General features: G+C 50.6%; 3 protein-coding genes. 1 reads left to right on the top strand and 2 read right to left on the bottom strand.

The annotated features are described in order from the left end of the window. Positions 1 to 648 (bottom strand): hypothetical protein (locus HOK28_02100; GenBank protein MBT6431853.1); only part of this gene is annotated, 648 nt, incomplete at its 3' end. Between the two features lie 182 nt (positions 649 to 830). Here HOK28_02100 and HOK28_02095 point away from each other — a divergent pair. Next, positions 831 to 2690 (top strand): bifunctional homocysteine S-methyltransferase/methylenetetrahydrofolate reductase, encoded by a 1860-nt coding sequence (locus HOK28_02095; protein MBT6431852.1) that lies wholly within the window; start codon positions 831 to 833, stop codon positions 2688 to 2690. Between the two features lie 101 nt (positions 2691 to 2791). Here the strand turns inward: HOK28_02095 and HOK28_02090 are convergent, their stop codons facing one another. Then, positions 2792 to 2974, bottom strand: coding sequence for a hypothetical protein (locus HOK28_02090; protein MBT6431851.1), 183 nt, complete (start codon positions 2972 to 2974; stop codon positions 2792 to 2794). Positions 2975 to 3520: the final 546 nt, after the last annotated feature.

Genomic DNA, 3520 nt, shown 5'->3' with positions numbered 1-3520 from the left:
GCCGTAACCTACAAATTTTCGAGCCAAGCTCAGCCCCATAAACTCCTGAGCCAGAAGCCAAGCGGAGAAACAAAAACTTGGAATACTCGCCGCAATAGCACCCACTCCAGGTATTAAGCCTACGAGAAATAAGGGGAAATTCACTGCGAGCATAAACAAAAGACCACCCACGAGATCACCGAGGGCAATCACCACATCTTTGATCACGCGGCTCATGGTTAACGGATGCGTTGGGGTGCCAACGACTAAAGACTCAACTTTTTCGGATAAACTGTCCAAGAACGGGCTCGCTACGGTCTGCCCCACCAACATTAAAACCAAAAAGCCCAATACAAGCGCCACTGGCCCCACAAGGCACCAGAGCAAAAAGCTTAAAATACCCGTAAGCCACCCCAAAATCGTGCTGCCTGCGGCCCACAACGCCATACCCGCTACCCATCCTTGAATCATGGGCACGAGATAAACGGCGGCCATGCCAATCATTGCACCCAAAAGGATGACATTGACTAAAATAGCGGCAGCCGCCATGGGCCAGAGCTTATGCTCGCTTAGGAAACGCAGACCCTCCAACGGGTACGTAAGTCCCCGTAGAAAAAGAGCAAATGAGCTAGACGGCAATGTTTTCCGGATATTTAGTTGAGTGATCATGGGCCTACCTATATGTGCCTATTTGTCAGAGCCGAAGGATATTCTGTAGAGAGATCCTAGCTGTGCTGGTCACAAGATAAGGATCTTGGACCAATAGGCAATGGCGCTGGTCAAATTAGACCCCTGGCGCTACCCTAAATAATAAGGAAACTTCGCAACAACAAGCGAAGAGGAGTTCATCTATGGACTTACCATTTTTAGAAGCGGTCGCTCAAGGCGGCCTAGTTTGCGACGGTGCTATGGGCACAGCGCTCTACGAACGCGGCATTTTCGTTAACCGTAACTTCGAAGAAGTGTGCCTCAATCAACCCGAACTGGTTTACCAGGTCCACCGAGAGTACTTACTTGCCGGCGCCCATATGCTCGAAACAAACAGTTATGGTGCAAACAAAATTCGGCTCGCAAAATTTGGTCTCGCGGAAAAGTTTTTGCTTATCAACCAAAAAGCGGTCGAGATTGCTAAGAGAGCGGCCGATGGAGCAGCTTACATCTGTGGTTCTATGGGCTCTACCGGTTTAACAGCCAGCCAACTGCGCCGTATCGAAGACGAGGTCACCGCAGCTTACGCCGAACAAGCTAAAATTCTCGCCGATAGCGGTTGCGACGCGCTCATTATAGAGACCTTTGCCCAACCCAGTGAAATGCGACTGGCGGTACTCGGTGCCCGCTCCGTGGTTGATATCCCGATCATTGCCCAAATAGCCGTAACTGACGAGGGAGGCATTGCCGACAACACAGACCCACTCGATTTGGCCCTCGAGATGAGGGAATGGGGCGTCGATGTCGTGGGGGCAAACTGCAGCGGTCCTGACGAAGTCTTTCAGGTTGCCACCCGTATGGCGGAAAGCAAGCTACCCATCTGCGTGATGCCTAATGCTGGCCGCCCCAAACGGCTAGAAGATAGGCAAATCTATCTGGCCACGGCTGAAAATTTCGGCGTCTTTGCTCGGCGGATGTACAAAGCCGGCATCAAGATTGTTGGCGGTTGCTGTGGGACAGATCCCGAATACGTGAAGCGTATCGCCTCCGCATCGCGCATGGTTAGCCCGAGACGTATCGAACTAAAGCCCGTAGAAGAAACAGCGGAAATCAAGCTAGACCCCATCGATCTGGCTGATCGGTCGAGCCTTGGTAAGCAGCTGGGTCAACGGTTTGTATTCAGCGTTGAGGTTAACCCCGCAACCGGACTCTCCACTGAAAAGCCCATCCAAGCGGCTCGAATGCTCACTGCAAGCGGCGCTGATTTTATCAATATCGCAGATGGCCCAAGAGCGACGGTTCGCATGAGCAACCTTGCCCTCGGACTTGAAATGCAACGTGAGCTAGACATCGAAGTTCTTCTTCATGTTTGTTGCCGGGACCGCAACCTCTTGGGCCTTCAGAGCTTTATGCTGGGGTCCCATGTGCTGGGCGTCCGCAATGTGGTTGTCATTACTGGCGATCCACCAAAAGTTGGTGACTATCCGGACGCAACCGGGGTCTACGATGTAGATTCTATCGGACTGCTGAATATCATCGATGGATATAATCGAGGTGTCGATCCGGCCGGGAAACCGATGGCCGAACGAACGAGTTTTGTGATGGCCACAGGAGCCGAACCGGCCGCCATGGATTTTGAGCGAGAAATGCTCAGACTGGGACAGAAAGTCCAAGCCGGGGCTAATCTCATTATGACTCAACCCATTTATGACCCGACACAGCTCAACCGCTTTCTAGAGGCTACCAGTGCATTCGATATCCCAGTAATGGTCGGTATCTTGCCACTTGCCAGTTACCGAAACGCCGAGTTCATTCACAATTACATCCCTGGCATGAGTATTCCGGAAGACATCCGGGACCGAATGAAGAAGTCAGGTAAGGGTGAATCTGCGCGCCAAGAAGGTATCAGGATTGCGATGGAAGCTCTTGAAGGAGTCCGCGACCGAGTGGCTGGCGCCTATATTATGCCACCTCTTGGACGCTATGAAATGGCGGCCGAAATCATCTCGGAGTTTGGTGACGACCGGTCGTTGGGCAAAAATGTGCCTGGCCGAGCGGCTTAACAAGAGCCAGCCCACCCAAAAACGCAACAAAAAAGGGGCAGTGACCGCGCAGCCACTGCCCCTTTTTAGAGCGTTACGAATTGTTTAGCTTACTTGAGCGGTTAGCCCGCCTTGCGCTTGCTGTTTCTCAATGCCCGACCCAATTCAATAACCTCAGCATCTTCCTCACGGCGCCATACGCCACGTGGATTTTTGTCAGATGAAGTTAAAGCTTTGTAGGCATCTTGTAGGAGGTCTTCATAGACCCGACCCTGATACTGTTTTTGCTCTTTAATAGAAGCCATTCTTATTCTCCCCCTAGATTGGTCTTCGGGTCCGCGTCTATGCTCTGCTGCTGAGAGGCACAAGACCGTAAGGTCGAATTAAATTATCCCCTGCTCTGATTAATAGCGCAATTTTTCGGCAATAACGTCAAGGGTTCTATGTAGTTAGAAGTAGCACAGGAGTTTCCCTGACAACTTCACGAGGGGATTTCTGCCCACAACTGGCCGATCATTCGTCCTAAGAAAACACCACAAATATGTGGAATTACTGGGAATGCTCTAAAAAACTTCTTTTAGTTTCAATCGCGTACTTTCGAGTTATGTCTGATATTCAAGGCAGTTCGGTCGTTTTTGGGTAACATCCTGAAAATGTGATGTTTTTTTATGGTTTCCAAGAGCTTGAACTAGCTCTATCGTTTTACTTAATCCAACATCGAGAAAGAATTGCTCCTCCGGGGTGGCTGGGGCAAGACGAAGACTTAGGATAAGGGCAGAGTTATTTTATGACTGCTGATTCAATACCGGTTAATCCGAATTGGCCTATGAACAAGGCCACATCTGAGACTG

This window comes from Deltaproteobacteria bacterium (assembly GCA_018668695.1).
GTDB lineage: Bacteria > Myxococcota > XYA12-FULL-58-9 > XYA12-FULL-58-9 > JABJBS01 > JABJBS01.
The sequence above is the reverse complement of the archived record's forward strand: the minus strand, read 5'-3'. Positions and strand labels throughout refer to the sequence as shown.

What these genes read in the sequence shown, in the direction of transcription:
- HOK28_02095 (MBT6431852.1), top strand. Translation starts at nt 831, where the DNA reads ATGGACTTACCATTTTTAGAAGCGGTCGCTCAAGGCGGCCTAGTTTGC.
- HOK28_02090 (MBT6431851.1), bottom strand. Translation starts at nt 2,974, where the DNA reads ATGGCTTCTATTAAAGAGCAAAAACAGTATCAGGGTCGGGTCTATGAA.